The sequence below is a fragment of the Candidatus Nucleicultrix amoebiphila FS5 genome (assembly GCF_002117145.1).
GTDB lineage: Bacteria > Pseudomonadota > Alphaproteobacteria > Caedimonadales > Nucleicultricaceae > Nucleicultrix > Nucleicultrix amoebiphila.
This window is the reverse complement of record NZ_CP008743.1, coordinates 1,503,788-1,527,973: the sequence shown is the minus strand read 5'-3', so window position 1 is coordinate 1,527,973 and position 24,186 is coordinate 1,503,788. Positions and strand designations below refer to the sequence as shown.

The window sequence follows — 24,186 nt, the reverse complement described above, 5'->3', positions numbered from 1 at the left end:
ATAGCAAGAGAGCTCTAATATCTTAAATGCCTTAGACAAAATAGATATAACTTTTCTCTTCGCCTTAAAGTATTTTAGAAACTCAAAGATTGGTTGATAGCCTCTTCAATTTTTATTAGCGCTTCAAACCTTTTATCTCTTAAGATCCAGAACTCGAAGAAGCTTTGTGTTTGATATAAGGACTTGAATGCATTCTGATGTAAGCTGCAAGCTCTCTCTTTTGTTCGCGTAAAATTGCGCTAAGCTCTTCTTTGGCAATTGTTTCTTCACAAAGATTTCTTGTTGAGCATTCATTAACGCTCTCTTTAAAAGTCTTTGCGCGAGGGCTATTATGGTTCAAAAGGTAAGCTTCAATATGTGAATTTGCTAATTGAGAAAGCTCATCATCCGTATTATCAATAATTGAAGGATTTTTAGTTGCAATATTAACAAGGATAAATAGTTTTACGCTTTCAAAAAACCTCGCAAAAATGCCCGTTTGCTCTAACGCAGATTCATCCGTAGCTTCCAAAGTATTAGCAGTTATCTGAGTTGATCGTTGATTTTTATACGTAAATTGCCTATCTGGAGGTAAAATTGGATGGTCACCTGTTGGCATTGATTCAAGGACTTCAATTTGATCTTCGTTTAATGGTGCAGGAGCCGCAAAGCTTACTGACGTTCCCCCACTCCCAACCAATAACAAAACCAACCCTGCTTTTAATAAGTCCTTTTTCATAAGATGTCCCCTACCTGTTTTTTTATTTTTCAGTTTACCTTATTCATCAATAAGGGACAATCTTTCTAAAAAGCTCTCTTATAGATCGTCAATCTTAGTATCGCGGTGAGCTTTCACACGTACATAACGCGTGCCAGATTCGCTATACATTACATATACAATGTTGGTCTTGGAAAGATCATCCTTGGTTGGCGTCCCCTTCAAGAAAGTTGTGGGTAACTTCATTTTTTGGACAAGAGGTTTAATAAAGGCATGTGGTTTTAATTTTTCTTGCAAAGGAACTTCATCGGGGCTTGGTTGCCAACCTTGTTGTGGGCTAATGAATTTATGATTGGCTTTACCATATTCTAACCCATCAAATATTAAATATCCTTCATAAAAGTTACTAGCACCTTCTTTATCGCCAGTTTTATAAGCGAAATACTTCCCAACGATACTTTCGTAATCATCGTCTTCTTCAATAAATTCAAGAAGCTTGTTCAATGTAAGGGTAAAGAATTTTGCCATCTCAATTTCGGGACTTCTCCAAGTAAAAGCATAATTAGTTAATCTATACCCTATCCCCCCACCAATTGGTTTGGCGACTACAGAAGATTCTCCTGTTTTAGAGTCTTCTTTTATTTTTAATTCTGTAACTTGTTTTGATATTTTTTCAACTTCCTCACTTTCATCAGTTTCTTTTGGTAAATCACTCGCACTCACGTAGGAAGGATTTGTCAATAACACGCTAAATGCAATCATTGATACACTTTTGATGAATCTCATGGTGTCCTCCTGTTAAATTTTTGCTTAAGAACGACAACAATTGTCAATGTTAACCTTCTTTAATAAAGGTTTCTAAAAAGTTTATTTTTTCCTTGAGAAAGATTTTTTAAGAACTTCTTTACGAAACAAGAGTCATTATCTTCAAAAATTATTCATGGGTAATGAGTCTCTATGCAGATACTCCACGCTACGTTCTGGTGCTTTTTATTTTTTGTCTTATATATCCCCTCTGCGCTCTCTTCGAGTGGCTTTCGATATCATGACACCCCCTTTGAACAAACTGAATCCGAGTCATCAAATGAGTACAAGTTGCGTTGCAAAATTCATCACGTCCTTGAAACTTTAGCAGATCGAGAAAGAGCGAAACGTCGAAGAGAAAATCCTTCCTATGACCCCTATACCGAAGAATCCATAGAAGAGTCTCAAGTAACTTGGAAAGCATGGAGTGAATTAGATGTAGCAACAGATTTAAACGATCTCTTGAACAGCATTCGAAAATTTAAGGTTGCGGAAACACTCAAGACTATTGATAACTTTTCTCAACAATATGCAATCTATTGGTGGATAAGAAGCGGTGATCAACAAGAATGGCAGTTGAAAGCTACAGAGATTCTCGCTTCTCGAAAATCAAAATTTGTTGAAAATATCCATGGTTTTTATGAGATCAAAGATGATGAAGATACTATAATTGCTGTTTTCAAGCCAAGGCTCAACGATGAACCTAATGACTATGCAAATAAACGCTCTGTTGATCGAGAAGAACTCTATTATCAGCTTGCAGAAGCCGCTGGCCTTCATACTGTGGTTGCCCCAGCTGCACGCATTTTCACCTCAATTGCCGGACAGTCTCCAATAATAAGGTATAAACACTTATCGGGGACCTTAGAAAAATACATTGCTCTCAAACCCAAAGATTATGAAGAAAATGGTACGAGTGTCCTCAAATTATTTTTTCAAAAAGCCCGTCAAATGATTCCTTTCCAAAATCCTCCTTATGGCAACACACTTTCTTTCGAGAATGCTTTTAGAGCGATACAATTACTGACAGAACCTGAGCTGGCAAATGCTTTTCTAAAAAGCTTTGATCAAGAGCATATTAGCCTGCATTTTTTAACCTGGTACCTTCTCTATCATCGAGATTTGCATAACAGTAACTGTCAAATTACACTTATTAGTGATACTCAATCAAAGCTGATCCAAATCGATACAGAACATTCTCTTACTGAGTCAGTCAGTATGAGAGCTCATGAACCAGTCAATCCAAATTGGACAACTCTGCCGTTCTTTTTATACCTTCCCCATATTGACTCCCCCCTTACAACGCATGCCATAGAAATAGTAAAGGGATGGTCTGCAGAACGTTTTCTTTCAATTATTAAACTTTCACAGACTGCTTTTTCGAAAGACGATATTGAATCCTTAAAAACAAGACTCTTCAACATAAAAGACCTTCTGAATAATACTGAGCATGAGACATCCACCATGCGTGAGCTTTATCAAAAATTAACTGAAATGCATCCCCATCAGCAATGGGATGTGCCGTCAAAGAACTAAAAAGGAATACATGGAGACTAGCACTTAAAATAGCGCCTTTAAAAAAATTTTATAGTTCCGAAAAAAGTTTTTTTACCGTCGAGTTTTTCTCTTGGCTCAATTTTTCTCTGATACTTTTCTTCTTCTGAGCAACACTGGCGTCAGGCTCAATATTTTTTTCATTGAGTGATTCATTTTCTTGAGTCTGCTCTTCATTTTCTTCTAAGGTATCTGCAGAGAGAAAAGATTTCTCAATGACGATTTCTTGTATTTTTTTATCAACGACTGTTCCAACAGAATACCCCTGAATAGGATCAATCTTAAGCATAATATCACCACTGGAAAGTGTTGTAAAAATGGCCTTATGTGTTTCTCTCAAACTCTTTTTCATATTCCCTTGATTTGGTCCTACGAGTACTTTATGTCTTTGCGTTCTCTTCAGAGACTTAAGATTTTTGAATATTTTGTAACAGGCATAATCAGGATGTTTATATTTCTTACTATGTCCATTACTGATCAAAATATAGGCAGGCTCTACTTTCGATAAAAATTCAAAACTATTAGACCCATGTGTTGAGGCACCATGGTGACTCGCAACATAGAAAGTAGATTGTAAAAAAGGCAAATTTTCTTCTTTTGCATAGCGCGGCAGAATTCTCCTTTGATTAAGCATCGCCATGTCTCCCGTCAACAAAACAGCATGTTTGTTATCTTTATCCATTATCCTTAAAACCATGCTATCTTCATTGTCATCTTCGATTGTGCCACGACGAATCACCTGATCTAAGTCTTCTTCATAAATTGCGGGGGCATTAAGACTTAAAACTGAGAGGACAAATCCAGGACCAAAATTAAGGGCATCCCCAAAATAAGCATCCTGCTCCCCTGGCTTTGAAGCATAAAATTTTGCGAAAGGCGGCGTACTATTGCCAGTAAATAGATTATCAATTTTATCCTGAGGTTGGTTACCAAAACAGGGAAAAAAGACTTTTGTGCCAGCTTGTTGTAGGTTTTTCACCCACTCTCTAAACACACCAAATTCAGTGTAATGTTGTGGTAACCCACATAGAATAAGATTTTCAACAACATCTCGCATTGGATCAATAAGCTTAGGAAACAAAGAATAGTGATCGATATCAGGGTGTGAAGAAATAATTGTCTTAATAGTTAGTTTTGTTTTGGAATCTAAGGTTCCAGATAAATAGGCACGCGTTTCATGCATAAAATCTTTGGATTTAAACTCTTCTTCATAAAAATCTTCATCACTCACTGTCTCAGAGAAATCATGCTTTTTTTTAACTGAAGGCGGCGTAGAAGGAAGCGTAAGACTTTTTGGAGGCGATAAAGGAGCTTGCGCAGAAGTATAACGCTCCTCTTGCTCTTGCGCAGATGTACCACAATCAAAAAGTAAAATCTGAGGAGTTTCGTCTTTTTTAAAAAATTTGACAATATTACAGTTACCTTGTCCGACATGTTTAACAACCACTTCCATCGATGATAAAGATTGGCTTTCCTCAACAAAAGAAGCTTTAATCTCTTGATGTGCAAAAAAAGTAATGGCTATTAACAGGAAGGAGAGCAAACGCATTCAAATAAACCCACATATAAACTAAGGGGTTTTTATAAAAAATTATTGACAAAAAATCAATAATTATTTGATTTCCTCTAAATACTGGAGAGCAAAATCTCTATTTTCGATGGATTGACCATAATGATTTAGCAATAACAACGTTTCACTTGGAAAATAGCGTTGGCCAAATTTGACAACATGCATCAAGCCCATTGCAAGGCTTTCTTCAAGAATCCTAAGAAAGTGAGAAGCCATGTATTGCTTCATAGCCTCTTCTTTAGCACTCTTCCATTCATGACTGTATAAACGAATAAAATAGATTAATGCAGAAGGGTGTCCTTTTACTTTTGCAAAATTAAGCCATTCTTCGCTATCAATTTTTTGCTGGGGTGACAGTTTCCCTAATGAGCCTACGCCTTTAGAAGCTTCTAAGTCCCCCACAAAAGCTTTTGCAAGCGCCATTGCACCTCCAATAACATCTTGATGAGCAGCAACCTTATATAGATGGCGGGCCTCATCAATTCTGGACTCTCTTTCATAATGTTCAGCTAATGCTATTTTTCCATAGGGCGACAACTCTGCAGCTTTTTGCAGGCATAACTCTTTTTTCTGAGCATCTTCTTCTTCATATGATGCTTCAATAAAAGGCTCAACCCAAGTTTTGTTGAGAGCAAGCAACAGAGAAACTCTTTGATTTCTTTCACTATGTTGATAAGTATTTAATAAAATCAAAAGACAGGCAGCCTCAGGAATGTTGGGGGCCATTTTGAGATAGTGCTTAGCAGTTTCCATATCTGTTTTGAGAAAATGCTGTTCATTCGGCTGAGGAATGCTGTAATTCTTGCCTACGAGATAAGCCGCAAAAGGATGATGAGGAGCTGCTTCTTGTAAATCAATCATGTTTTGAGTGATAGCTGCTTGAATTTGAGTCTCATCTGGATGTTCTGAGATTAAAGCTAACAACGCAAAATGTTGTGCTAGAGTATGTCCAAAAGAAGCAGCATGTTTTAATCTTTCCAAGATATCGCGTCGTTTAAGGTATGCAGAATTTTCTCGCCTTTTGAGTAGGTCTAATAAATCGTCAGAAAAAAAGAGCAAGCCTCCTATTATTTGTTTCAGTGTTGTCTGATGGGGCCAGGGAGAGTGCTTCGACCAATTCTCCACTTGCAAATCACCGTCACTCTCTATGCTCATAAACTGCTTTGCAGCCTCTTGAATTTTCGAGACATTTGCGGTTTTGGTCCCTTCGTCAAGAAGGCTTCGTATGCGTGATATTTTAGGAGGTGTAGAACAGACTAAAATTTCCTCTGAAGCAGAAACCTTTATGGTGTTTGCTAAACAAAGAAAAATCATGCAATATTTTTTTATCATCTTCTACCCCATATTGAAATCTTCGAGCCAATATGGAAATAATTTTATTTAAATTGCAAGGAAATAATGAGGGGATCTTTTCGAATTTGAGGACTCACTCTTAAAAGGTCACAGAGTGTCAATCATTTTTGTGTTTTTTACTTATATGCTCTTTATTTTTCGGAGGTATAAGGACCTATATTCATTGAATCATGAGAGCTTTCGCCTTGATCTCTTCAGAACTTATTATACTTTGATAACAAACTTAAATTCTTACGGGGTCCGTTCACTTGCCATGTAATCATAAAAAAATTGTTAGGATCAATTTGATAACAGCCTTTATAGAGATCATGACCACAGTGATGTTCTATGCGCCACTCCTTCTCTCGCAAATCTAAATTATGGAAATACCGGCCATTCGCAAAGAAAACATCTGCATAATAAGGCATGGTAAACGTCATAGACATTTGTTGAGAAACAGGTCCTTCATAAGCGCCATAGTGCAAGACCCCAGATTCATTTAGAAATAACTGCGATTCCTTTTTAACAATACGAAGACGTCCTGTAACATTGCCGAGGAGATTTTGGCGACGATCAACAATGGTTCGCTCAAGAATCCACTCTCCTTCAAACCACCGTTGCCAATTAAGTGCATGGCTCATAGAAAGCTTTTGAAAAAATATACAAAACCAATGGGTAAAAGACTATCAAAGCGATCTAAAAGCCCGCCATGTCCAGGGATTAAACTGCTCGTATCTTTGACAGCCAAACGACGTTTTACCCAAGACTCAAGCAAATCTCCTCCTTGAGCCAAGATCGCATAGAACACCAAAAAAGCAGCAGGAATCGCCTCAACATTCAACACAAGAGAAAAGAGCGTTGTCACCAGGATAGCGGCACAAAATCCCCCTAAAGCTCCTGACCAGGTTTTGTTAGGACTAATTGCGGGAGCAAGCTTGGGCCCTCCAATTAATGTGCCTACAAAAAACGCTCCCACATCGCTTGCGATCACCAAAATCAAAATTTGTAAAAAGTGCCAAGGAATAGAAACGTCAGCGCCCACCATACGGAAAAATCCAACCCCAGCAACGAGCATATAAATCGCCCCTATAGCCCATAAATTGCGACGATTGATCGGTGCTTTTGAGATACGAAAACAAAGATTCGTCCATTCAATGAAAGATCCCAAAATGCAAACAATAACTAATCCTTGAGACGCACGAACGCCTTGAATAATAATTATCAAAGTCAAAAGTGCTAAAACAACCCCAGACACAATACGTATTGAGACGTTATTTTGAAGAAACTTTACCAAAACGGCGATCCCTTTGTTGATAGTCAATAATCGCCTTTAATAAATCATCTTTTGTAAAGTCTGGCCAGTAGGTCTCGATAAAAACCATTTCAGTGTAAGCCATTTGCCACAAAATATAATTACTAATGCGTAACTCGTTACTTGTACGAATCAAAAGTTCAGGATCGGGAATACCACATGTATAAAGAGATTCAGAAAAAAGATCTTCATTAATTTCATCAGGCTGCAAGGCACCCTCTTGAACTTTTTTTGCAAGTGTACGCGCAGCCTGGATAATATCGTCCCGTCCTCCATAGTTAAAAGCGATATTCAAATTGAAGCGTGTATTGTTCTGGGTCAGTTTCACGGCGTGATCAATAAGCTCTAAAGTCTTTTGATCTAGATTTTTCCGACTCCCCAAGACTCTAAGACGCACACCATTTTCGTGAAATTCAGTCAAATCGGCTTTCAGCGTGTGATGAAGCAACCCCATCAGACCTGAAATTTCTTCCGGTGGACGCCGCCAATTCTCTGTAGAGAAAGCCCAAATTGTTAAATATTCAATTCCTATATCAGCAGCTGCACGAGTGATTTCCTTGGCTACTTCAACACCCTTACGGTGTCCCATCATGCGTGGCATGCCACGGGCTTTTGCCCAGCGACCATTACCATCCATAATAATGGCAACATGACGCGGTATAGCATTTTTATCGACGACTTTTTCTTCCACTTTAACGGCAAGGTTACTTGATCGGCGTAAAACTCCTCTAAGCATCTCTAAGTCCAACCACTCTTAAACTTGCATAATGTCTTTTTCTTTGAGAGCCAAAGTGTCGTCAATTTTCTTCACAGATTGATCGGTAAATTTTTGTACTTGATCAGAAAACTTATGGAATTGGTCTTCCGAAATCGTACCATCTTTTTCCATTTTCTTTAGATAATCCAAAGCATCTCGGCGAACGTTACGTACAGAAATACGTCCTTGTTCAGCATATTTAGCAGCGACTTTACTCAATTCTTGTCGTCTTTCCTTGCTGAGTTCCGGCATTGGCACACGAATCACTTGTCCTTCACGCATAGGATTTACACCAAGTCCCGCATCCCGAATAGCTTTTTCAACAATTGGTGCCATTTGAGCATCCCATACTTGCACAGCCAACATACGTGCTTCAGGAGCATTAACTGTTGCCAACTGACTGAGGGGTAACTTACCGCCATACGCATCGATCACGACTGGTTCGAGAAAGTTGATGGACGCGCGGCCAGTTCTAAGCCCGGCAAATTCTTTATGCAGTACATCAATTGCCGCATTCATCCGCCGTTCATATTCTTTGACATCAAAGTCTGACATTCTCTACTCCTTAATAAAAACAATCTATTGTTGGCCCATTTTAGGGAAGAATCAGAATATGTCATCTTATTTTTTCAAACAACTAAAGCATTGATTTTCTCTGCTTGCCAATATTAAGAGGAGAGACCCTACGCTAAAACTTCTTCAATTCATAAACTTACCCCATAAACTGTGGATTTAGAAAAATCTTGACATGTATGCAATAATTAAATATACATATATCATAATTAAAAATAATATTTCATGCGCTAATAGTTCCAAAAAATATTGGTTTTGGTTCAATAGCACTATAATTTTTGACAGTGAGGAACATATGATAAAAATTTTCAATATTGGGTTCGTTATGCTTGGGCTCTGTCACCCTGCAAAAGCCTCTTGGTTAGTGGAGGGCTTTTGTAACAAAGGAGCTCAAAAGCTTTCAAGATCAATGCAAATACTGAAAGATGTAAAGCGTACACCTAGAATCGATGATTTGACACATTCTATGAGCACTCTTTCCCTAAGAAGGAATAGGTTTCCAAAACGGTCTTTGCACTTTATTCAACAAAGGGCTTACTCTACTATTTTTGACTATTTGGATATTCGAGAAACGAAAGAGCAAGTCTTTGGCCGTGCGACCTATGATACGACAGCCAAGTACATGCTATCGAATCCTGAAGTCCGACTAGACTTTATTAAAACCTTTACAGGCCTTTCTGATATTGTTTCAACGGAGCCCTTGGATCTTTCTTTAAATCCTATTCACCGATTATCAAACCTGAGAGAGGCATGCAGTGACAGAGATGTGCGCACCTTTATGGATGCACTCAAAAGTAATTCCAGTGACTACACAGTCATTGATAAACATGGAACTTCTGTGCCAGCTGCAACTATGTTTTTCCATAAACTGAGTCAAGAATTTGATGATTTTATTCGCGTTTTACCAAGAGATAGAAAATCTCAATTAGATGTTCTGTGTCGTCTTTCAACAGGAGAGTATGCTATGGTTGAAGTACAAGTTAAAAAAGAGAACTATTGGGATGAGCGAGCCCTTTATTACGCAGCTTCTGTCTATGTCAACCAACTCCAATCTGGGGGACAATGGGATGACTTTAAAAAAGTGATTGGCATTAACATCCTAGGGGGTGGCCCTCTCAACCACACCCATTGGGAACATAAAAAAAATAGTGTACGTCATTACCGTTTTCAAGACCAGCATGACAAGCTCAATGTGATTGATGAGATCCAGCTCATTCAATATGCATTGGGCGATAATTACTCAGAGGACTTAACGCAAAATAATAAAAACTTAAGAGATTGGTTAGATCTTTTTAAAAATGCTCATAACAAAAGAGAAATACCAGAAGACGTCAGCACATTTCTCAGAAAAGCTTATCAGCAAATAACCATAAAAACTATGCCTCTTGAGATCATCCAACGTTACAAAGCAGAATCCGATATCTTTAAAAACATCTCAGAGCATGATAAGCTTTTAAAAACGGAGAGTTTAGAAAAAGGATTAGCAGAGGGTTTAGAAAGGGGATTAGCAGAGGGACAAATGAAGAAATCTCTTGAAATCGCAAAAAAATTGCTCTCTAAAAATCGCTCTCATGAAGAGATCGCTGATCTCACAGGCCTTTCTCTTTCAGAGATCATCAACCTTTCTTCCAACAACTCAAGTAAAGACTAAGGATTTTTACCCCCCTTGAGCATGTTCCAGATAATCACCCTTGGAGGGGATCCAACTTCCAAATATCTCCGACTTACTTGCTTGCATTCTTAAGTAAGGAGGTGTATAGACAAGTCTAAGTTTTGGCGAAGGTTGCTAAAGCTGTATTTTACTAAATTCACACGCAGGATATGATGGGAAATCCCCTTCAACCGGTGCCTTAAAAATTAAGGTTCCCCCTGCGGCGGAAAAACCGGAAGGAGAATTACGATGAATTTACCTACTTTTACTATGCGTGAATTGCTCAATGCGGGCGTTCACTTTGGCCACCATCCTCGTCGATGGAATCCCAAAATGGCGACTTATCTTTACGGCGTTCGTAATGGTGTACATATCATTAACTTGGAAAAGACTGTTCCAATGTTATATCGCGCTCTTCAAGTTGTTCTTGAAGTTGTAAAAAATGGCGGTAAGGTCCTCTTTGTAGGAACGAAACGTCAAGCTTCTACAATCATTGCTGATGAAGCAAAGCGTTGTGGTCAGTACTATGTGAATCACCGTTGGTTGGGTGGTATGCTCACCAACTGGAAAACTGTATCTCAGTCCATTCAACGTCTTCGTCAATTGGAAGAACGTCTTTCCCAAGAAAAAATTGGCCTCACAAAAAAAGAACAATTAAAGCTTACGCGTGAACGTGATAACCTCGAAAAGTCAATTGGCGGTATTAAAGAGATGGCCGGAGTGCCCGATGTTCTTTTCGTTCTCGACACGAATAAAGAACACATCGCCATTAGCGAAGCTAAAAAACTTGGCATTCCTGTTGTGGCCGTTGTTGATTCCAATTCAGATCCAGTACATGTCGATTTTCCAGTCCCTGGTAACGATGATGCTGTTCGCGCTATTGAGCTCTATTGTCGATTAGTTTCAAGCACAGTTCTGGAAGGTCTACAAAATCAATTGCGTGCTGCTGGTGTAGATTTGGGTGAATCAACTGAGGTATTGGAAGCACCGCAAGTTGAGACTGCCGAAGCGGCTCCAACACCAGAACCTGCTCAATAACTATATTTGAGGATAAAATTATGACAATAACTGCTGCAACAGTAAGAGAACTTCGTGATCGTACCGGCGCTGGTATGATGGATTGTAAAAAAGCTTTGGAAGAAAACAAGGGTGACCTGGAAGCAGCCATTGATTGGTTGCGCAAAAAAGGTTTAGCAGCGGCAGCTAAAAAGGCTGCGCGCGCAGCAGCAGAAGGATTGGTTGGTGCTTTGACCCTTGGAAAACGTGGTGCTCTTTTGGAAGTCAATGCTGAAACTGATTTCGTGTCTCGTAACCACAAGTTCCAAGAATACGTGACTAAAGTCACAGAAATTGTCGAAAAATCAAGTGACGATATTGAAGCTCTCAAAAAAGCTGCTTATCCTCAAACAGGTCGCACTGTTGCTGAAGAGCTCACCGAGCTTGTTTCAGTGATTGGTGAAAACTTAAACCTTCGTCGCGCAAAAGTCCTTGAAGTGACAGATGGCGTCGTCGCAAACTATATTCACTCAGCTATTGCTACCAATCTCGGTCGCATTGGCGTGCTTGTAGCGCTTGAATCCACTGGCGACAAAGATCAGTTGATGGCTTTGGGTCGCAAGATTGCTATGCATATTGCCGCAGCACATCCTCAATCCAACACGGTCACTGATTTAGATCCTGCATTGCTTGAACGGGAACGTCGTATTTTGACTGAACAAGCAAAAGAATCAGGCAAACCTGCTGAGTTTCTTGATAAAATGATTGAAGGTCGAATCCGTAAATACTACGAAGAAGTTGTTCTTCACGAACAACTCTTCCTTATCGATGATACAAAGCGTAAAGTATCAAAAGTAGTAGAAGATGCAGCTAAGGAAATTGGCGCACCAATTACACTCAAGGCTTTTGCTTGTTTTAGAATTGGCGAAGGCATCGAGGTAGAAGAAAAAGACTTTGCCGCAGAGGTTGCAGAGCAGCTTAAAAAATAAGGATCACGGAATGGCATCGACCACAAGTTATACCATCCACAAGGCCAAAACCAAGTACCATAGAGTGCTTTTGAAAATATCTGGTGAGGCTTTAATGGGTGATCAAGCTTATGGGCTCGATGCCAACGCCATCCATAAGATTGCCGATGAAATTCGTGAAGTTCACCAAGCAGGCATAGAAATCTGCGTAGTCGTTGGTGGAGGTAATATTTATCGTGGCATGACAGGATCTAAAACCCATGGTATAGAGCGCGCCACAGGCGATTATATGGGGATGATTGGTACCGTGATTAATGCCTTAGCCTTACAAAACGTTCTCGAAAGTTTGGGCATTCATACGCGCGTACAATCGGCGATTCCCATGGATGCCGTTTGTGAACCTTATATTCGTCGCAGAGCGATGCATCATCTAGAAAAAGGACGTGTGGTTATTTTTGCTGCTGGCAGCGGAAATCCTTTTTTTACAACGGATACAGCGGCGGTATTACGCGCTTCTGAAATGAACTGTGATGTGTTGCTTAAAGGCACGAAAGTAGATGGTATTTACAGTTCTGATCCCAAAAAGGACAAGCGCGCTAAACACTTCACCGAACTCCATTATGATCAAATTTTAGCGGATAATTTATCGGTCATGGATATGGCTTCAATTGCTCTTGCAAGAGATAATAATCTACCGCTCATTGTCTTCTCAATTTTGGAAGACCATGCGTTAAAGAGAGCCCTTATGAGTCTTGGAAAATGCACAATAGTTGTGCCTAATAATAAATCCAATGTGTTAGCTGCGTCTAAAGGAAAACGAAAATAAAGACCTTCTAATTTTCTGATGCCTCATCAGCTTTTACTTTCATATTTTTCTTTATAGCATACCACTTTCCTAATATTATAGAAGATCTCATGTTTTTAGAGGAAAAAGAATGAAAATAGCTATTATTGGCGCTGGCAATGTTGGGAAAGCACTCGGCATGAAACTCTCTCAAAAAGGACACCAAATTTTGTATGGTGTCAGAGATATCACAAATAGTAAGCATGATTCCCTTAGAAATACGCCGCATTTTACGCTCACAACCCCACACGATGCAGTTCAAAAAGTTGATATTGTGCTGCTTGCTGTTCCTTGGAAATCATCTCAACAAGCCATTGAAAGCCTTGGATCTCTTGCAGATAAAATATTAGTTGATTGCACCAATCCCATTAAAGAGGATTTTAGTGGCCTTGATGTTGCTCATACGACTTCTGGAGCAGAAATCATCGCTTCTTGGGCCAAGGACGCTAAAGTTGTCAAATGTTTTAACCAGACAGGATTTACAAATATGTTGAATCCTCTTTACGGTACTCAACCATCTACTATGTTTGCTGCAGGTGATGACCCCGATTCTGTAAAAATTGTCGCAAGCCTTGCACGAGATGTTGGTTTTGACGCCGTCGAACTTAAAGGTCTGATTTTAGCAAGGCAGTTAGAGCAGCTTGCTTGGTTGTGGATAGAAATAGCCTTAAAGCAAGGTTTTAAGGGAGAGTTTTCATTTTGTCTTTTGAAACGCTAACGTCAAAGATGCAAAAAAGAAGTACCAATCAGTCCCAATGAGAGAAGAGTTGCCTGGAGTGCCTTAAAATACTATAGTATCCTATAAAAACGCGTTTTAAAAAGGTTTGGTTTTCTGTGACTGAGAAAACAGATGGTTTTTGGTTTGCCGCTGTTAGGCGCCGTGAAAATATTAAAATTTTAAAATCTAAAGACCATCCCCCCATACCTGTTTCTGTTGGAGGTCCTCTTACCAGTGGAGATCCTGAAACAGCTCTCAGCAAAGACTTACAGAGCCTTTCAAAGAAAAATGAGGACCATTTGAAGCTCCCCCAAGTCAAAATAAAAGCGCCTGTCAGTAAACTCGCCATCCTTGGGATGATATTGGGTTTTTTGATCATGGGATTTTTGTTTTTTATAGGTGGCTTCATGCTTTGCTATAGTTTCTTCCCTCCCTATCGATCCCCTTCTCTAATAACTGAGGAAAATGCTTCTTCAAGTGCTTCTGTAAGTTCTGGAAATGACAGCTATGCAGCACATCAACAAGCTCTTGCGACAGGTGACGAAGGGGGTGGCACTAACAAAGGTGCTATGCTGACAAAAATTGAAGAACAAAGTTCTGATCAAGCCAGACGTATTACTCACGATTCTATCATCCAAAGAACAACTCAGCTCAATAATAAAATTAAGCAAACCCTTGGCTGGCAAATTGGCACCGTCATTGAACCTGCAACGCTTGGGATTGCAGAAGCTTTATCCGGCAACGTTGAGAATAAAATTGGCCCTCATCAATCCAATCCTGTAATCGAGGGAAAGCCTGCAGAAAAAGCTACTCCAGGCGCTGGAGGGAATGCTCCTGCAGCCGGAGGAAGTCAAGCAAGTAAGAACGCTGACAGTGGTACTAATGAGAATGTTTATAGCATTGAAGTACAGGTTTTGAATGACAGTGACGTGGCTTATTCTTTACAACAAGAATTAAAACAAAGGGGTATGGATGCTTATATCGTACGCTACACTGTTAATGATAAACTCCATTATGCTGTTAGGTTTGGCGGATTTAAAAGCTTTAAGGCGGCTCAGGAAGCCATGGGGGTTTTTCGAGTCGTTTGGCGTCAACCTGCAAGAGTAGTGATTATTGATAAAAATGAAGATAGAATGGGTTCGTAAAAAGTATGATTGGGGAGCTAAAGTAATATTGTGAAAAGCGTCATTGAAAATCTAAAAACTTTTGTTTTTATAGGCTTTTTGAGCTTTGTGTGCGCAAGCCTACTCCCAGGTTGTGGGGGTGGAGGCGATGATCCTGATATCAATTTTGAAACGATCAGCCTGTCTCTGGATGCAGACGCTAACCTTTCATCAGCAACATCAGTAGATCTTTTATTGGTCTATGATGTAGATCTTTTAAAAGCGTTGGTAAAGCTTAAATCTCAAGATTATTTTGCTTCAAGTGACCAAATCAGAAGAGATCATCCTGAAATGGTTGATGTTGTTCATTGGGAGCTCACTCCAGGTCAAGTGATCACCGATCATCCGATTCCTTTAAGGTCCGATTCTCCTTATGGTGCTTTGCTTTTTGCTGATTATTTAACGCCTGGTACTCATCGTCTCAGGATCGGCTCATCAGATGAAATTCACGTTCGATTACGCCGCTTCGATTTTTGTATTCTTGAGCAAGGATGTATGCCGGCATTAAAAGATAAAACCTATACAGGAGACACGCTAAAAAGCGGCGCGATCACGGGGAGCTTACGTCGACCCCCCGAAGATCAAGGAGGAAGAGATCCTCTTGATACAGCAACAGATGTTGTTGATACAACAAGACAGGAAGAAGAAAAGGCAAGTGGGCTCGTCAAAAAAGCTCTGAATCTTGCCTCACCAGAATAATTATAAAAAAGGGGAAGTCATGGCAGACGTCCAACGTATTCAAAGACCCATTCAATGGTATGAGGGCATGTTACTCCTACCAGAACATTTTCAACAAGGCGATCGTCGCTTTGAGCAAATGATCCATTACCACGTCAACAACATAAAACCCTTTTATTGGGGCGTTATTAAAAGCAAAATAGATGAAGGTCTATTAGTTGTTGGCACTTTAAAGTTCTTAGAACTTGAAGCCGTATTTCCCGACGGATTAGTTGTATCCTTTACGATTGACGATAATGTAGACTTAAGTATTGATCTCAGTCAATTTGCTCCTTCAATTCAAAATAAACCTCAAACAATTTATTTGTGCGTACCTGAATATCGTTCAGGAGCAGCGAACACTAAAGGTAAGCTTTCCCGTTATCGCTCAGTGGTAAGCCCCGCTTATGCAGATGAAAATACAGGGTTGGGTGAAGTAACTTTTCCACTTCTTGAACCCAATATTTGTCTCCTTGTAAGCGACGCACCTCCTAACCACTACAGCAGTTTTCCTATTGCCACTGTGACGATGGAGGAAAACACTTACATGTTCACTGATTTCCTCCCTCCTCAGTTAAAAACTTCCTTGGACTCTGATTTGGGAGCGCTCCTGCTCGATGTAACAAAAAGAATACGTAGCAAGATTGGTTTTCTTGGGGAACGAATACGCTCAAGGTCATTAGGGGTTTTATCCAACGACGCTGATTCTGCCATGCGAAGCTTAAACAGCGGTATACTTCCATTTGAAGCACTTTTGAATACGAATTTGGCACACCCCTTTGATTTGTATTGCGCCTTAAATATTATTGCTGGTCATTTTGTTAACGTTGTTTCTGGACAAATGCCTCCCACTTTCCAACCTTTCAATTATAACGACCTACGCTCTAGTTTCATGGAAGTCATTGATTTTATTCATTCAATGCTGGATCGGATCCAAGAAGGCTATACTGTGGTTGAATTTACACAGAAAGATCGTCTCTTCATGCTCAAACTTGACCAAACATGGATGAGTAATCGTTTGGTTTTAGGGGCTAAAACACCACCAACCATGACAGAAAAACAGCTTGTTGAGTGGATTAACAGCGCTGTTATTGCAAGCGATCGTTTTGTTGAGTCAGTTCGTGATCGTCGAACTTTAGGTGTTACTCGTAAAATTATTACTGGCGATGAAGAAATGAGTCTTCTCCCTGCAAAAGATGTGGTGCTGTTTGAAGTTGAAAATAACCCAGACTTTATTGATGCAAATGAGAATCTCTTGATTTTCAATATATCGGATTCTATTGAAACACGGCCCGTTGAAGTTGTGATGTTTATCCCCAAGCATCGACGAGAAAGCTTTTTCTAGCAACACAGCAATCAAAAAAGGATCGTTAAATAAATTTTAACAGAAACTTTAAAAAAATTGTTATAATGTTACGAAACGGGGGTTTTTACGCGAAGGGTAACAAAAGAGTATGGCAGGGAAAGTAGCGATTAAAAAAGGTAATGAAATTGAGACGTCCTTTGTCTTAAAGTATTTTGAAGCCTTTTATTATGTTGTATTAAAAGAAAAGGAACGTATTGAAAGTGGTGGTTGGTTATCAACGGAGCAATCAACAGATATAACACCAGGTGCGATGGACTCTGTCTATGCACAACAAGCCCAAGAAATTCTTGATAAGCTCTATCAATTATTAACGGAGCAAGCCATAGAAGCTAGCCGCTATGGGGGCGAATTTGCTTCAAACTACTATCGCGAAGCTCAATATGTCATGACTGCGCTTGCCGATGAAGTTTTTTTAAATATTCAATGGCCAGGGAGACGTTATTGGGAAGAAAACCTTCTTGAGTCCAGATTGTTTGGCACCCATGATGCAGGAGATCTGTTTTTTCAAAATCTAGAAAATTTCTTAAACACAAGAGATTCCTTACGCAATGATCTAGCTGAGATTTATCTTCTTGCCTTAGGTCTTGGTTTTTTAGGGAAATTTCGTGGTTATGATGATCAAGGGAAAATTGCAGCCTACAAACATCAACTCTACATTTTTATTAACCACCGAGAATCGCAGCTATTTGATAAGGGGGAAGCTTTTTTTCCAGAAGCTTACATGTACACCCTCGAAAAAGGAGATATACGTACAATACAAGACATGAAGTATTGGATGTTGGGTATTGGGGGGATTTTTTTGATCATTCTCATTGCATCGTTCTTCGTTTGGTATCATGACACTGCCGATTTATACAGTGCAACCCAAAGAATTTTAGATTTAACAGGGAAATAGTAAAAAAACATGCTTGGAGCCTTTTTAGAAAAATTACTCCCCTATTTACCGTACATTGCCTTTGGAGCTATTGTCCTTGGCGTCATTGTTATCGTTTGCTTAGTTTTAGTGGCCGCAGCCGCCATTAAACGTTCAGCAAAAAATCGTGCTCTTGCGCGTCCCCAAACCGTCAGCGTTGCTGAAGAAAAAAAACCGAAGGGAATGAATTCTTTTTTCTGGGCAATTCATCGTTTTAAAGAACGTTGGGGATGGTTAGATAAAGATGAAATGAGTCAATCGTTTAAGCGCACTATGGCTATTTTAAAGACTTACCTTAGCGATCGCGACCCTCAGTATGAGCTACCCTGGTATTTGCTCTTAGGCTCTCAAGATTCAGGTAAAACAACTCTTTTAAATGACGTTGATCTTGAGATGCCAATTGGAAGTCCTGAGTATGAAATTCAAGGCGATGACGCGAAACTCAACTGGTATTTCTTTAATCAAGGTATTTTGATTGATGCAAAAGGAGCTCTCGTCCTTGAAAAGGCTGGGCTCAACAACAATGATGAGGATTGGCAATACCTCTTACGGCTCTTTAATCGCTTTCGACCAAAACGTCCCATTGATGGCGTTATTTTAACAATTCCAGCCGATGAGCTTTTTGGAGAAAGTCACTTATCTAAAAATGAAATTACTGAACGTGCACATGTGATCTCTGAGAAACTCAACAAATTAGTGAATTTTTTGGCTATGCAAGTGCCCGTCTACGTTATCGTTACAAAATGTGATTTGATTCCTGGCTTTGATAGCTTTGTGACAGAAACACCCACTCAAAATCAGCAACAAATTTTTGGGTGGTCATCACCTTATTCAATCGATACGGGATATAACCAAGGCTGGGTTGATGAACTTTTCAGCTATATGCACCGCTATATTAATCGTACACGAGATGCTATTTTCTCAGAAGGAAAAACGCATGATGAAAGAGATGGTGTTTTTCTCTTTCCCATAGAATTTTCAAATTTAAAACCAAATTTGGGCAACTATCTCAATTCCATCTTTAAAATCAGTGAATACCATGAACCTTTCTTTTTACGAGGTGTTTATTTTTGTGGGCAAGCAGATGTTTCAGATATAGCTGCAGACGCTTTATTCGAGCTTAACGAACCTCAGCGTTTAGGCGATCTCCTTGAGGAAGAAAAGCTCATTGGCTTAGACGACCCCCTTGCTCAATCCATAAAAAAGCGGGTTATTTATTTACGCGATCTTTTCGAACGCAAAATTTTTCCTGAAGCCAGTTTAGCAAAACCAAACATACGCCTTATAGCCTCGACCAATCGCTTGTTGAACTTTGTAAAGGCCTCAGCCGTTGGCTTAACTACAGCGTGGATTATTGGTTTGTTTTACAGCCATAATATTCTGAAAGAAAAAGCGACTGATATTGTGCCAACTTTGAATATCATTGAACAATCAATTTCCGGCGTAAACCAAAGACAGGATTTATCGGAAAATAATACTGAGATGATGCATTTTTTGGACCATCACTCCCAGCTTATTTTAAGCGATTTTTCATCAATGAAAACAACATCAACAAAATCGTTTTTTATACCCATTTCATGGATTAGTATTTTAGATCAAAGGATTGGTCAGTGCTTAACAGCTGCTTACTCGAAAGTAATTTTACCATCCCTCTATGGCGCATTAGTACGTAAAACGAAATCAATCACAGATATAAACACTATCCCTGAACTTTCACGCACTGCACGTAAAGAACTCATCGTTAATCCGACTCAATCTCAGTCTTTTCACAATTTAAAAGAATACGTAGCAAATATCAGAGCTCTTGAACACTTTAGTAACACTTATAATACCCTAGAAGAAAAGCGGAATGTTCAAGACTTTAGCGAACTCATTAATTATCTTTATGAAACACCTGTCTCAACAGACTTTCACCGTAATTTTGATTATTATATGAGTGCTTTGAAAATCGCTACTGAAACCCCCATGGATCTTCAGCCTTTTCAAGTAATGGCGGGGGAAAAGCTAGGCATTCTCTATCGAAATTTCTTGAAGCAAGCATTTAATATTCGCAAAAACTACCCCTTGATTTTTAACTTTGAAACTTCGATTTGTTCTTTATCTGATGTCAAAAATCATCAAAATGTTGATGGTTTGGATTTAAGAAAAACCGTTGATCAAGCGATTGCCTTAGCAGACATGGCCTCTCAAGGCACTTGGAACTGGCTCGATAACCAACTTTTTAATCCATCTCAAGATTACAAAATTGTTATGGATAGAATTGCAGCCTCCAATCTTTTTGGAACGCAAATGAGTGAAGAACTTTTAAAAATTACCAATCAAGATTTTCAAAAATTTAAAATTGACCTTGCAAAATTTAAATCTCCGCTCACAGGTTCTTTTTTTGAGATCAGAAATGGTCAGGTCGTTTCCAATCCTTCACCAGGCCTTATAGAGTTTATTGATACTATGTCAGGCTTTTTAAAAGAATCTTTTATGGATCGAGTTGCCAAAGTTCATTTCACCTATAAAGTTCCCCCTGGAAAATTATTATTTTGGGACGATATGATTTTGAAAAAATCCCTCGATGTTGTGGATGACTATACCCAATTTACTCAGCACAGCCTTGTTAAAATGCCTATAAAATATCAAAAATTGACACTCACGCTTGGACAAAATAATGTTCGTGAATTAATCATGGCTTCTTTTGCGCAAGCTCAGAATTTTCAAGACTTACCAGAAGGTATGACAGCTTTCGCTTTAAGAGAAATGCTCCATTCGCAAATTCAAAATATTATTACTGTCGCTCCTTACTTTGGTAAACTTTTAACTGTGTTTGAAAAAGGCCATAATCTGGTTAAAAATGCAAAGCTTCGAGAATTTTTTATTACGCAAAGCTATCAACTATTAGAAAGAACTGAAGCCCTTTTAGACTCTGAGAATCTTTACAGCGTTGATCAAGATAGCTTGCGTCAATGGGATGGAGAGCCCATCTTGGCTTATTTAGCTTTTGATGTGCCTGATGAAAACAATCTTGCAGCCTATTTAACTGCTCAGCGTGGACGCATAACCTACTTAGCGAGAGAAATGGCCGAGCCACTCTTGATGATGTTGAATCTTGGGTTTCTAGAGGATATCCCCGTTGATTTGCCTTTGGCTAATCGTTGGGCAAGAATTGTGAGTACAATCAATGATTATGAGAAAAAGACCCCAGGAAATACCTTAAAGATTCTTGAGGATTATATCCTGCAAGAACTGAATGATATTACTTTAGAAAACTGCATGGCGCGTGTTGAAGATGAAAGAAATTTTGAATCAGGTGGGGATTATTTCCTTGAGGTTCGTCATAGACTCGAAGTATCAGCTCTCAAGCGTTGTCAATCAATTATTGGTAAAAGCAGCAATGAGCGATACGATCGTCTTTCTTCGTTTTTTAACGAGAATCTAGCCAATAGGTTCCCATTTACAAAACACAATCGTTATGACAGCTTAGAAGCCGACCCAGAAGATGTCAGAACCTTTTTCGAACTTTTTAATTCCTTAACAACCTCAGAGCTCGATATCCTCAGCACTTCAAAGGATTATAATAACTCACATGGATCTGCCGGTGAGTTTATTAAGCAAATTCAAAGCATAAGAGGCATCACCATGGCAGCCGTTGATTTAGGCCTTGAAGGTCAAAAATCCATGATGGTAAATTTTGATTTGGAATTCCGTACAGACAGAAAAAAAGAAGTGGGTGGCGATCAAATCATAGATTGGGCTCTTGAAGTTGGAGATAATATCATTGATTTTCGTGCCAAGAAAAATCAAGGTTCCTGGAAAAGTGGTGATCCCATTACTCTTTCATTCCGGTGGGCAAACGATGCCTATACTGCTCCCACAACAGACAATGCACAAGATGCTCTTTCCGTCATTGGCAATACCGCTATTTACTCTTATAATGGCCGCTGGTCTTTGATTCGACTTTTAAGAGATCATATGATCACTGATCAACAGTTTAAAAATCACCCGATTCCTATTTTATTAGAATTTAAGATCCCAACAATTCGTAAAGCAAAAATCGATAGTGACGAAGAAGCTGATGAAGAAGATGTGGACGAGCCAACACTCATTACGAATAAAATTCCTCCATATTCCAAGGTCTTCCTTCGTTTAGCTTTGCATACGCCAGAAAAACCAAAAAAGAATGCGAAAAAAGCTGCTCCAGCAAAGGGAACTAAACTAATGATGTTACCGCGCTTTCCAACGCAAGCACCGGTTTTTTGAGATGATGGTGGAAATGAATCAAGATTTTCCCATTTCAGCTGAGCAAATGAAAAAACTGCTGTCTCCCTTAAAAGGAGATACCCCTGAAGGACGTTTTACGAAATATAACCACTATTACACGCTCATCAGAGAAGCACGTCGAGATGAGGACGAGACAATACCTCAAGGAGTATGGAAGCGCCCCCTGAAAAAATCTGATTGGCCGCTGGTTGAGTCAACGGCTATCGAAGCCCTTTCTGAACATACAAAAGATTTGCAGATTGCTGTATGGCTCATGGAAGCCTGGTTTAAGCGTTATAGTGTAGCAGGTTACATTGCAGGACTTAAGTTTGTCGCAGCTTTTTCAGAGAAATTTTGGGATAACATGTATCCACAGATTGAAGAAAACGATAGGGAATACCGTCTGTCACCAATCGTGTGGATGAATGACAAAATGGCTGAACATTTTAAGTATGTTGCCATCACAAGCCCATTTGATAAAACAACGCCCTCTTTGTCATATAATGACTGGGAAATGGCGAATCATTATGATGTTACCCTTAAGAAAGCACGAGGACGTACAGCAGAAATTCCGCCTTCTGTTCAGCTCACGCTCGATCAAATGGACTCTTCGTTTAAAAAAACGCATGTTAGTTTTTATCAAACACTAAGTGAGGATCTAAAAAGTGCGTTTGAAGCTTCAACCGCTTTTGAAAAATTTGTTTACGAAAAGTGCCCAGAAGCTCCCTCATGCCTTAATAAGGTTCGTGAAACCATTCAAGAAATCTTACATTTTTCTGAAAAAATCATTAAGGAAGGTAAAGCGCTTCAAGAAGCCCCCACAGAAATAAACGAAGGACAACCTTCATCAGGAGAAACTTCTGAAAAAGATCCTCCAACGTCTTCTTATCCTGATCCTCAATTCTCTGAAAAAGGCCAGATTCAAAGTCGTGAACAGGCTTATGATTTACTTGCCAAAGCTGCCGAATACTTGGTACGCACCGAACCTCATAGTCCAACACCTTACGTAGTTGCGCGCGCCCTCTCTTGGGAAAAAAAGAACTTTATTGAGATTTTAAAAGATGCGACGACAAATCAACAGGAATTAGAGCGCGTCGCTGAAGTTTTGGGCGTTGGCTCGCTGATCCGCCTCTTCGATGAAGATACAAAGACCACGCGAGAAACTTCAGATCGAAAAATTTAAGAAACGCTCTTTTCCTTTGCACTAGTGAATTTGAGCTTGTTATGAAGTTTATAACTATACGTAAAACTCACCACATAAGCCCCCAAACAAACACTCATGGTTAGCCACGGATAGGTCATAAAAAAAGCGACGAAAAGCCCTACCAACAAAAGAGTTGGCAAAACTAAGCGTGGAGGAATTTGAATAGTTTTAAAAGAAAACGTGGGCAAACGACTAATCATCAATATACCTGTTAAAATCAAAACCATCGCTGAGACAATAGGCTGAATAAAAATTTCAAGCCCTGTTGCAAGAAAAAGCATCAAAGGGAGCAGTCCAAGCATGGCCCCTGCAGGAGCTGGCACACCGGTAAAAAATTGCTTGGCCCATGCTGGCGGCGCCTTGTCGGTCACCACACGATTGCTAATATTAAACCGTGCCAGTCGTAAAGACATGCACACAGCAAAGAACAATATAATGACCCATCCAAAACCCTGCCATACTTTAAGACTCAACATATAAGTTACCAGGGCTGGCGCTACACCAAAACTAATGAAATCAGATAGGGAATCAAGTTCAGCCCCAAAATCACTGGAAGCTCCTAAAAGCCTTGCTAAACGGCCATCCATTGCATCAAGAACAGCTGCCACAAGAATCGCTATTACCGCTTCTTCAAATCGATCCTGTAGAGCAAAGCGCACGGAAGTAAGACCAATACATAAAGCCATAACTGTTGCAATATTTGGTAAAAGACGCGCAAATGAAAGTGCCTGAAAGGATTTAGAAAGAGGCTTTGAGGACGTCTTAAAAACTTTAATTTTTTTGCGCACCATAGGTTACC

The 24,186-nt window shown here is 39.5% G+C and carries 20 protein-coding genes and 1 pseudogene; 12 read left to right on the top strand and 9 right to left on the bottom strand.

The genetic code is table 11. The annotated features are described in order from the left end of the window. Nucleotides 1-139: 139 nt before the first annotated feature. Both GQ61_RS07540 and GQ61_RS07535 read right to left on the bottom strand, forming a co-directional pair. Nucleotides 140-718 (bottom strand): hypothetical protein, encoded by a 579-nt coding sequence (locus tag GQ61_RS07540; protein ID WP_085784742.1) that lies wholly within the window; start codon nucleotides 716-718, stop codon nucleotides 140-142. 78 nt (nucleotides 719-796) lie between these two features. Beyond that, nucleotides 797-1,483, bottom strand: coding sequence for a hypothetical protein (locus GQ61_RS07535; RefSeq protein WP_085784741.1), 687 nt, complete (start codon nucleotides 1,481-1,483; stop codon nucleotides 797-799). 309 nt (nucleotides 1,484-1,792) lie between these two features. Between GQ61_RS07535 and GQ61_RS07530 the strand changes: the two genes are divergently transcribed. Further along, nucleotides 1,793-3,037: a hypothetical protein gene (locus GQ61_RS07530; RefSeq protein ID WP_157111174.1), complete on the top strand. Its 1,245-nt coding sequence runs from the start codon at nucleotides 1,793-1,795 to the stop codon at nucleotides 3,035-3,037. 49 nt (nucleotides 3,038-3,086) lie between these two features. Here GQ61_RS07530 and GQ61_RS07525 read toward each other — a convergent pair whose 3' ends face one another. The 6 genes from GQ61_RS07525 to frr all read right to left on the bottom strand — a co-directional run bounded on the left by GQ61_RS07525 (nucleotide 3,087) and on the right by frr (nucleotide 8,581). Further along, on the bottom strand, nucleotides 3,087-4,604 hold the full coding sequence (locus GQ61_RS07525; RefSeq protein WP_085784739.1) for a ComEC/Rec2 family competence protein: 1,518 nt from the start codon (nucleotides 4,602-4,604) through the stop codon (nucleotides 3,087-3,089). A gap of 63 nt (nucleotides 4,605-4,667) precedes the next feature. Continuing rightward, nucleotides 4,668-5,957: a PLP-dependent aminotransferase family protein gene (locus GQ61_RS07520; RefSeq protein ID WP_085784738.1), complete on the bottom strand. Its 1,290-nt coding sequence runs from the start codon at nucleotides 5,955-5,957 to the stop codon at nucleotides 4,668-4,670. A gap of 215 nt (nucleotides 5,958-6,172) precedes the next feature. Then, entirely contained in the window at nucleotides 6,173-6,598 is a 426-nt protein-coding gene (locus GQ61_RS07515) for a DUF6314 family protein (RefSeq protein WP_085784737.1), read from the bottom strand. Next, complete coding sequence (locus GQ61_RS07510; RefSeq protein ID WP_085784736.1) at nucleotides 6,595-7,251, bottom strand: phosphatidate cytidylyltransferase; 657 nt, start codon at nucleotides 7,249-7,251, stop codon at nucleotides 6,595-6,597. Before GQ61_RS07510 ends, GQ61_RS07515 begins: the two co-directional genes overlap by 4 nt. Next, nucleotides 7,229-7,906: an undecaprenyl pyrophosphate synthase gene (uppS, locus tag GQ61_RS07505; protein ID WP_408606998.1), complete on the bottom strand. Its 678-nt coding sequence runs from the start codon at nucleotides 7,904-7,906 to the stop codon at nucleotides 7,229-7,231. The genes GQ61_RS07510 and uppS overlap by 23 nt, the downstream gene beginning before the upstream one ends. Nucleotides 7,907-8,023: 117 nt before the next feature. Then, on the bottom strand, nucleotides 8,024-8,581 hold the full coding sequence (gene frr / locus GQ61_RS07500) for a ribosome recycling factor (protein ID WP_085784734.1): 558 nt from the start codon (nucleotides 8,579-8,581) through the stop codon (nucleotides 8,024-8,026). A gap of 313 nt (nucleotides 8,582-8,894) precedes the next feature. Here frr and GQ61_RS07495 point away from each other — a divergent pair, with 313 nt between their 5' ends. The 11 genes and pseudogenes from GQ61_RS07495 (at nucleotide 8,895) to tssA (ending at nucleotide 23,366) form a co-directional block, all read left to right on the top strand. Further along, entirely contained in the window at nucleotides 8,895-10,250 is a 1,356-nt protein-coding gene (locus GQ61_RS07495) for an Rpn family recombination-promoting nuclease/putative transposase (RefSeq protein ID WP_198157316.1), read from the top strand. Between the two features lie 249 nt (nucleotides 10,251-10,499). Then, nucleotides 10,500-11,288 carry a 30S ribosomal protein S2 gene (gene rpsB / locus GQ61_RS07490; protein ID WP_085784732.1) on the top strand — a complete coding sequence of 263 codons (789 nt, stop codon included), beginning with the start codon at nucleotides 10,500-10,502 and terminating at the stop codon, nucleotides 11,286-11,288. A 20-nt stretch (nucleotides 11,289-11,308) separates the two neighbouring features. Next, nucleotides 11,309-12,235 (top strand): translation elongation factor Ts, encoded by a 927-nt coding sequence (gene tsf, locus GQ61_RS07485; protein ID WP_085784731.1) that lies wholly within the window; start codon nucleotides 11,309-11,311, stop codon nucleotides 12,233-12,235. Nucleotides 12,236-12,245: 10 nt separating this feature from the next. Continuing rightward, nucleotides 12,246-13,040 (top strand): UMP kinase, encoded by a 795-nt coding sequence (gene pyrH, locus GQ61_RS07480; protein WP_085784730.1) that lies wholly within the window; start codon nucleotides 12,246-12,248, stop codon nucleotides 13,038-13,040. A 106-nt stretch (nucleotides 13,041-13,146) separates the two neighbouring features. Next, nucleotides 13,147-13,776: pseudogene (locus tag GQ61_RS07475) on the top strand (NADPH-dependent F420 reductase); the annotation flags it as partial. Between the two features lie 116 nt (nucleotides 13,777-13,892). Then, nucleotides 13,893-14,921 carry an SPOR domain-containing protein gene (locus tag GQ61_RS07470; RefSeq protein WP_085784728.1) on the top strand — a complete coding sequence of 343 codons (1,029 nt, stop codon included), beginning with the start codon at nucleotides 13,893-13,895 and terminating at the stop codon, nucleotides 14,919-14,921. Nucleotides 14,922-14,951: 30 nt separating this feature from the next. Beyond that, nucleotides 14,952-15,638: a hypothetical protein gene (locus GQ61_RS07465; protein WP_085784727.1), complete on the top strand. Its 687-nt coding sequence runs from the start codon at nucleotides 14,952-14,954 to the stop codon at nucleotides 15,636-15,638. Nucleotides 15,639-15,657: 19 nt separating this feature from the next. Continuing rightward, nucleotides 15,658-17,001 (top strand): type VI secretion system baseplate subunit TssK, encoded by a 1,344-nt coding sequence (gene tssK / locus GQ61_RS07460; protein WP_085784726.1) that lies wholly within the window; start codon nucleotides 15,658-15,660, stop codon nucleotides 16,999-17,001. A 109-nt stretch (nucleotides 17,002-17,110) separates the two neighbouring features. Then, on the top strand, nucleotides 17,111-17,917 hold the full coding sequence (locus GQ61_RS07455; RefSeq protein WP_085784725.1) for a DotU family type IV/VI secretion system protein: 807 nt from the start codon (nucleotides 17,111-17,113) through the stop codon (nucleotides 17,915-17,917). Nucleotides 17,918-17,926: 9 nt separating this feature from the next. Continuing rightward, on the top strand, nucleotides 17,927-22,183 hold the full coding sequence (locus GQ61_RS07450) for a type VI secretion protein IcmF/TssM N-terminal domain-containing protein (RefSeq protein ID WP_085784724.1): 4,257 nt from the start codon (nucleotides 17,927-17,929) through the stop codon (nucleotides 22,181-22,183). 13 nt (nucleotides 22,184-22,196) lie between these two features. Then, nucleotides 22,197-23,366, top strand: coding sequence for a type VI secretion system protein TssA (gene tssA, locus GQ61_RS07445; protein WP_198157315.1), 1,170 nt, complete (start codon nucleotides 22,197-22,199; stop codon nucleotides 23,364-23,366). Here the strand turns inward: tssA and pssA are convergent. Beyond that, nucleotides 23,363-24,178: a CDP-diacylglycerol--serine O-phosphatidyltransferase gene (gene pssA, locus GQ61_RS07440; RefSeq protein WP_085784722.1), complete on the bottom strand. Its 816-nt coding sequence runs from the start codon at nucleotides 24,176-24,178 to the stop codon at nucleotides 23,363-23,365. The genes tssA and pssA overlap by 4 nt on opposite strands. Nucleotides 24,179-24,186 lie beyond the last annotated feature (8 nt).